A 6,734-nucleotide genomic window follows, 5' to 3' on the forward strand; every position below is an offset into this window, starting at 1 on the left:
TGTCGCTGCGAAACATGTCTCAGTTTGAAGTTCAGCCGGTGAAGTAGCGATAACTGAGCCATACTGCCAGTGCGACGGATGGGACCCAGACGCAGGCGATCACCACGATGGCGGTTCTACTCACCGGGCGCTCTTCGGCGAGCGCGGCGGCGGCTCGATGTTCTGCCATGACCTCTGGCGGGATCATTTTCACCACAGCCAGAATGCCGAGCGGCAGTATGATCGCGTCATCGAGATATCCCAGCACCGGTATGAAGTCTGGAATCAAGTCTATTGGCGACAGGGCGTATCCGGCGACGCATAGCGCCAGCGCCTTTGCGTACCAAGGTGTGCGAGGATCGCGGGCTGCGAGGTAGACAGCATGCGCATCTCGCTTGATCGTGCGTGCCCAGTCTTTCAGCCTGTTGTTCATCGGACGGGTATATCCGAAAAAAGATGACGGCCGACGATTCACTGCCGAACCGCGTCAGGTTTTGCCGGCTTCCGCCAGCATGTCGCGCGTGCGGCGTGACTGGACCAGCCAGTTATACGCAGCTCCGCCCGCCATCAGCACCGATGTGCCGAGAAACACGGCACGCATGCCGAAATGACCGCCGACGAAGCCGCCGAGCAGCGGCCCTGCGACCTGCCCGACATATTGCGCCGAGATAGACAGACCCAGCACATTGCCGCCGACGCCATCCGGAACATTGTGGCGGATGACGCTGGTGATGCAGGGCAGGAGGCCGCCAAGCGCCAGGCCCATCAGGAAGCGCAGGCCGATGAGCTGCCAGCCCTGCGAGACGAACGCCTGCGGGATCAGCAGCAGTGCCGAGACGGCAAGGGCTGCGACAATGACGTTCCAGTGGCCGATGCGGTCGGCGAGCTTGCCGAGCCGCGAGGCCGACAGGATGGCGCCGAGCGCCGCCGCCGACATGACGACGCCGGAGATCAGCGTGACCCGGCTTTGATCCTCGATGAGCTGCTGGACATAGACCGTGATGATCGGCTCGATCGACATGGTGGCGAAACTCAGGAGCATGCCGGTCGCCAGCATGGCGACAACAGGGCGCTTGTCGGGGATTTGTGCCCAGCCGCCTTTCGGTTTCTCGGCCGATGCTGCCTTGCCGGCGGCCGGGCGAGGGTTCTCCTTGATGAGGAAGGTTGTTGCCAGGAACGCCAGGAAGATAACGCCGCCGGCGAGCAGGAACGTGGCGCGGATGCCGATCAACGGCGGCAGCGCGCCGCCGAGCAGGGGACCGACGAGCGCGCCGGCGGTGATGCCGGCCGACAGCACGCCGAGCGCCCAGCCCGAACGGTCCTTCGGCGTCTGCATGGCGACCAGTATGGTCGAGCCGGAGGAGTAGCCGCCGGCAAAACCGATCAGCAGGCGCAGCAGCACCAATTGCCAGACGCTTTCCACCATGCCGGTCAGCGACATGCAGATGGCCATGCCGAAACTCGCCCGCACCAGCATCAGCTTGCGGCCATAGCGATCGCCCAAACGTCCCCACAGTGGCGCCACCAGTGCGGCCGCAAAGAAGGTGGCGCCATAGGCGATGCCGGACCACTGCACGATAGCTGCGTGGCCCTCGGCGCCGAGCTGCTCGACATAAAGCGGCAGGAAGGGCAGCAGCAGGGTCATCGCGACGAGCGTGCTGAACGAACCGGCAAAGCACACGGCGAGATTGCGCCGCCAGTGAACATTGTAAGTGCCGTGTTCCGTGTTGCCCTGCGCCATATCTGTCCTGCCCGGTATCGGGCTTGTTGCGGATACCAATTTGGGATACCAATTTGGTATCCGTCATGGCCGCTGTCAATGCGGCCGCACGAATGGGACCACGATGTCGCAGATGCAGAATGTCGAGAGACAGCTTCGCGAGATGATCCTCGGCCTCGAGATCGGTCCGGGCGAGCGTTTGACCGAGCGCTGGATCGAAAGCCGGTTCGGCGCCTCGCGCACGCCGGTCAGGGCCGCGCTGCTGCGGCTCGAAACCGAAGGCCTGATCTGCCGCGACGGTCGCGGTTGGACGGTCTCGCCCATCAATCTCGCCGAGCTAGAGCAGATCGCGGTCTATCGCGAGGCGGTCGAGGTCGCCGCGCTCAGGCTCACCTGTGCGCTGGAGGACAGGAGCGCCGTCGATGTTATCGAGGCGATGCTGGACTCCTGCGATGCCGCCACGCCGCGCGAGGAGTGGCATCGCATCGGCATGGATTTCCACATCGAGTTGGCGCGCCTGTCCGGCAACGAGTTCCTGTTCAGGGCGGTCCGCGATGCGATGACACGCCTGTCGCGCGCCCGCTGGCTGGAGATTCGCGACGAGGCCGCACTTGGCCGTGCCTGGGCCGAGCACCATGCCATTTTGGCGGCAGTGCGGGCCGGCGATGCCGACGAGGCGGCGCGCCGGCTTTCGGCGCACATCGTCGGCAGCCGCGACCGGCTGGTGGCGTCGCTGCACAATGACCGGCGCGGCTTGCGCGCCAGGGGATTTGCCGTCGTTGCCGCTTGACCGGGCATAAAGCAGGTGTCGTCGCGCAAAAGCCGGTCCGCGAACGTGAAGCACACTTTCGCCCTCGCTTCGCGAGCAGCGATGGCGTAAGAGCGGCGATGGAAAACAACCGATTTGAAACACCCGTGACCGTCAAGTCGGCCACGGACGGGACCAACCAGCTCCTGCGTACGGCTCGGGAGGCTTCCGATTACCTCCTGAATAGCTGGCCCGGCAAGCGCAGTCCCAAGCATCGCGAAGCGTTGCAGGCCTGCCACGATGCGCTGGCCGGCGACAAGCCGGCGATGAACGCAAGGCGCGCCTTCATCGCCGCGGCGCGCGAAGTGAACGTCTTCGTCAGCGACAAGGCCCCTGCCTGAAGGCAGGCGGGAACCTGCACGGACCTGGCCCGCTACGTGGGCCGACCGCTCTATTTAGCTGCTTCCGCTTCGGTTTCGGAGCTTGTGTCGCCCTCGGGTTTCGAACGCTCCCTGGCTGCGACCTTGGCCGCCAGCTTTTCCGCCTTCTTGGCGGCCTTCTGCCGGTCGCGCTCCTTGCGTTCCTGATCGTAGTTCGGTGCTCGCGCCATATCGTTTCCTTTCACTATGCTTGACCCTGCCTAGGAGCATTGGACCGCAAATACAACACCGCAGGCGGGCGATCGGCTGCATAGCTGGCGGCGGTCCGGTTCGGGGCTTGCAAGATGGCTGGCACAATGGTGTAGGAAAGGCCGGGGTACGGACGCCGACAGCCGCCAAACTATTTTGAACCAAGTGACCGATGGCCACGCTTCAAAGAAACGCACAGAAGCTGTTCTACTATGCGCGCAATGCCATGCGCGATATCGCTCCGCAGGCACTGTTTCGCCGCCGGCTCGCCGGACTGCTCGACCAGGCCAGGCTTTCGGACGGCGCGGTTCGCGAGCGCCTCAACTATTGCAACAGGCTGCAGGACGGTTTCGCGCCGAGCCCCGATGCCGTGCCGGTCAGCCGGCTGCCGACGGACCGGAGCATGTATTATTACGACCTGAAGGAGTTTACCCGCTACTTCGATCCCGGCTTGCTCGTCGACCTCGAGTTCGGCGACGTCATCGAAGTGCCGAAAATGCCCGCGATCGTGAAGGACCGGCCGATCGCCGGCGACAACAAGAACGGCGTTCTGTTCAAGCTCAACAAGTTCCGTCATTTCCACATGCCCGCCGACGATGTTGCCTTCGCCGACAAGCTTCCGGCCGCGGTCTGGCGCGGCGAGCTCAACAATCCGATACGCACCTTGCTTCTGGAGGTCGCCCGCGACCTGCCGTTCTGCGACGTCGGCACGCCCAAACGCACGGCGGCGGCGGAGTATCGCAAGCCCTATCTGAGCATCGATCAGCAGCGGCGCTATCGCTACATCATTTCGCTCGAAGGCAATGACGTCGCGACCAACCTCAAATGGATCATGAGCTCGAATTCGCTGTGCCTGATGCCGCCACCGACATACGAGACATGGTTCGCCGAAAGCGAACTCGTGGCTGACGTCCACTATGTGCCGCTCGCTCCGGATTTTTCGGATCTCGCCGAACGGGTGCAATATCTCGAGCGCCATCCGGCCGAAGCCGAACGCATCGTTGCCGCGGCCAACGCTTACTGCCGAAAATTTGCCGATGAACCGACCGAGCAGGCGATCTGCCTGCTGGTGCTCTACAAATATTTCGTTCTCAGCGGCCAGGTCGAGCCCGACGCGGAGGTCTGGCGCTACATTTCAGCATAGCGCCAAAGGGATTGAACCTTGTCGGGCACTATTCCCGGTCGAGAACCAGATCGGCCGGGCCAAACCGGTCCTTCGCCGTCTGTTGCTGGTGCCAATAGGGGTAGAGCACGGGCGGACGGCTGACCGCGTCGAGCCGCTTGCGGTCGTCGTCGGTAAGAACCAGGCTTGCGGCGGCGATATTGTCCTTGAACTGCGCTTCGGTCCGGCCGCCGATCACCAGTGAGCTGACAGCCGGCCGGCCGAGCAGCCAGGCAAGCGCCACCTGCGCCGCGGACACGCCATGGCTTTTGCCGATATAGGCAAGGACGTCGACGATCCGCCATAGCCGGTCCTCGTCGCGGATCGGTGGTTCCGACCAGCCGCTGAGCTGGCGGGCGGTGGGGCTGTCGCGGTTGTATTTGCCGGACAGCAATCCGCCGGCGAGCGGGCTCCACACCAGCACGCCAAGTCCCTGGTCGACCGAAATCGGCAGCAGCTCATATTCGGCTTCGCGCGCTTCCAGCGTGTAGTGGATCTGCTGGGTGATGAAGCGCGACTGGTTGTGGCGGTCGCTGATGCCAAGCGCCTTCATCACCTGCCAGCCGGAGTAGTTGGAGCAGCCGGCATAGCGGACCTTGCCCTGGGTGACGAGCGTGTCCACCGCGGCGATGGTTTCTTCCAGGGGCGTCATGCCGTCCCATTCGTGCAGGAAATAGATGTCGATGACATCGGTGCGAAGGCGCTTCAGGCTCCTTTCGCATTCACGAATCAGATGGTAGCGCGACAGGCCTTCGTCGTTCGGGCCCTTGCCGATTCGCATGCGCGCCTTGGAGGCGATCAGCACGTCGTCCTTGCGCTTGCCGCCAAGCGCTTCGCCGATGATCTCTTCCGAAAGCCCGTTCGAATAGACATTGGCCGTATCGATGACGTTGATGCCGGCATCGATGCACAGATCGATCATCCGGCGCGCCTCTTTGAGATCGGTCTTGCCGACCGCCGAAAAGGCGCCGGCGCCGCCGAAGGTCATGGTGCCCATGGTCAGCGTCGAAACCTTCAGCCCGGAACGGCCGAGAGTGCGGTATTCCATACTAGATCCTCGCAATGCGTTGAAGAGGGCGCCTTGCGGGTCGCCCGGAAATGAGACGGGCATTTGTAGGATAATTTGCGCGGCTTGTCGCCCCTCGGCACGAACTGGTCGCTCACATCTCGCCGATTGATGGCGGTGATCGGCGCATTGGTCCTTTGCAATAAAACCGTCATTGCCGGTCTATATTGAAGTCGGCTTAAGGTGTCCCATCTACGGCCGGCAGGCCGGGATTGAGGGCGCCGGACAAAAGCCGGCAGGCTTGCACGCGGAGCAGCACAAAATGACCGAGATAAAACAGAATTCTCCGGCCAAGGATTGGCTGGAAGCGGAACTCGCCGACACGCTCGATGAAGACTACGAGCTGGAAATGTCGGAACCGGCGCTGTCGCTGGAGATCGCCAAGATCTACAAGAATTCGCATCCGCCATCGATCGATCGCATGCAGTATTTTCGCGACCTGATCACCTTGCAGTCCGAGCTGATCAAGCTGCAGTCCTGGGTCGCCTATCACAAGAAGAAGCTGGTCGTGATCTTCGAGGGCCGCGATTCCGCCGGCAAGGGCGGCGTCATCAAGCGCATCACCCAGCGGCTCAATCCGCGTATCTGCCGCGCCGTGGCGCTTCCGGCGCCGACCGAACGCGAGAAGTCGCAATGGTATTTCCAGCGTTACGTGCCGCATCTGCCGGCCGGCGGCGAGATCGTGCTGTTCGACCGCTCCTGGTACAACCGCTCCGGCGTCGAGCGGGTGATGGGCTTTACCGGCCCCGATCAGGTCGAGGAGTTCTTCCGCGACGTCCCCGATTTCGAGCGCATGCTGGTCCGTTCGGGCATCACGGTGGTCAAATACTGGTTCTCCATCACCGACGAGGAACAGCAGATGCGCTTCCTGATGCGCATCCACGACCCGATGAAGCAGTGGAAGCTGTCGCCAATGGACCTGCAGGCGCGCGTGCGTTGGGAACAGTACACCAAGGCCAAGGAAGAGACCTTCGCCCGCACCAACATCCCGGAAGCCCCCTGGTTCATCGTCGAAGGCAACGACAAGAAGCGGGCGCGGCTGAACTGCATCGACCATCTCCTCAAGCAGATGCCCTATGAGGAGGTGCCGCACGAGGAGATCACGCTGCCGGAGCGTGTCTTCAATCCCGAATACGAACGCCAGGTGCTGCCGCGCGAGCTCTACGTGCCGGAGAAATATTGATCGTCTGGGACTGCTAAAGTCCGCCGGGCGGCATTCCTTCGCGCCCCCCTCTGTCCTGCCGGACATCTCCCCCACGAGGGGGGAGATTGGCAGCGTCGCCGACCGCGCTATTCTTGCAACGCTGATGATTGGCGAAAGCCGGCGCGACATCCGATCTCCCCCCGTGCGGGCAGGGCTGTCCGGGGAAAGTTATTCATATATGAAGGCCATCTGATTGGGGGAGGCTCGGTCTCTTGGTCGGCTTGGA

Annotated in this window: 8 protein-coding genes; 4 read left to right on the forward strand and 4 right to left on the reverse strand. The window is 62.9% G+C overall.

All coding sequences use genetic code 11. The annotated features are described in order from the left end of the window. Positions 1-31: 31 nt before the first annotated feature. Together MESS4_RS15660 and MESS4_RS15665 are read right to left on the reverse strand one after the other, a co-directional pair. Positions 32-412, reverse strand: coding sequence for a YkvA family protein (locus MESS4_RS15660; protein ID WP_006332542.1), 381 nt, complete (start codon positions 410-412; stop codon positions 32-34). A gap of 54 nt (positions 413-466) precedes the next feature. Then, on the reverse strand, positions 467-1,720 hold the full coding sequence (locus MESS4_RS15665) for a multidrug efflux MFS transporter (protein WP_006332544.1): 1,254 nt from the start codon (positions 1,718-1,720) through the stop codon (positions 467-469). Positions 1,721-1,823: 103 nt separating this feature from the next. Between MESS4_RS15665 and MESS4_RS15670 the strand changes: the two genes are divergently transcribed. Continuing rightward, positions 1,824-2,489, forward strand: a complete 666-nt coding sequence (locus MESS4_RS15670) for a GntR family transcriptional regulator (RefSeq protein WP_006332545.1) — start codon at positions 1,824-1,826, stop codon at positions 2,487-2,489. 98 nt (positions 2,490-2,587) lie between these two features. Then, positions 2,588-2,848 carry a DUF982 domain-containing protein gene (locus MESS4_RS15675; RefSeq protein WP_036241412.1) on the forward strand — a complete coding sequence of 87 codons (261 nt, stop codon included), beginning with the start codon at positions 2,588-2,590 and terminating at the stop codon, positions 2,846-2,848. 50 nt (positions 2,849-2,898) lie between these two features. On the opposite strand, the gene MESS4_RS32290 is transcribed toward MESS4_RS15675, so the two are convergent. Further along, entirely contained in the window at positions 2,899-3,057 is a 159-nt protein-coding gene (locus MESS4_RS32290) for a hypothetical protein (protein WP_006332549.1), read from the reverse strand. 191 nt (positions 3,058-3,248) lie between these two features. Between MESS4_RS32290 and MESS4_RS15680 the strand changes: the two genes are divergently transcribed. Beyond that, complete coding sequence (locus tag MESS4_RS15680) at positions 3,249-4,220, forward strand: glycosyl transferase family 90 (RefSeq protein WP_006332551.1); 972 nt, start codon at positions 3,249-3,251, stop codon at positions 4,218-4,220. Positions 4,221-4,248: 28 nt separating this feature from the next. Here MESS4_RS15680 and MESS4_RS15685 read toward each other — a convergent pair whose 3' ends face one another. Then, positions 4,249-5,286 (reverse strand): aldo/keto reductase, encoded by a 1,038-nt coding sequence (locus MESS4_RS15685; protein WP_006332552.1) that lies wholly within the window; start codon positions 5,284-5,286, stop codon positions 4,249-4,251. A gap of 280 nt (positions 5,287-5,566) precedes the next feature. Between MESS4_RS15685 and ppk2 the strand changes: the two genes are divergently transcribed. Further along, positions 5,567-6,487 (forward strand): polyphosphate kinase 2, encoded by a 921-nt coding sequence (gene ppk2, locus MESS4_RS15690; protein WP_006332554.1) that lies wholly within the window; start codon positions 5,567-5,569, stop codon positions 6,485-6,487. Positions 6,488-6,734: the final 247 nt, after the last annotated feature.

The organism is Mesorhizobium sp. STM 4661 (assembly GCF_000359125.1).
Lineage (GTDB): Bacteria > Pseudomonadota > Alphaproteobacteria > Rhizobiales > Rhizobiaceae > Mesorhizobium.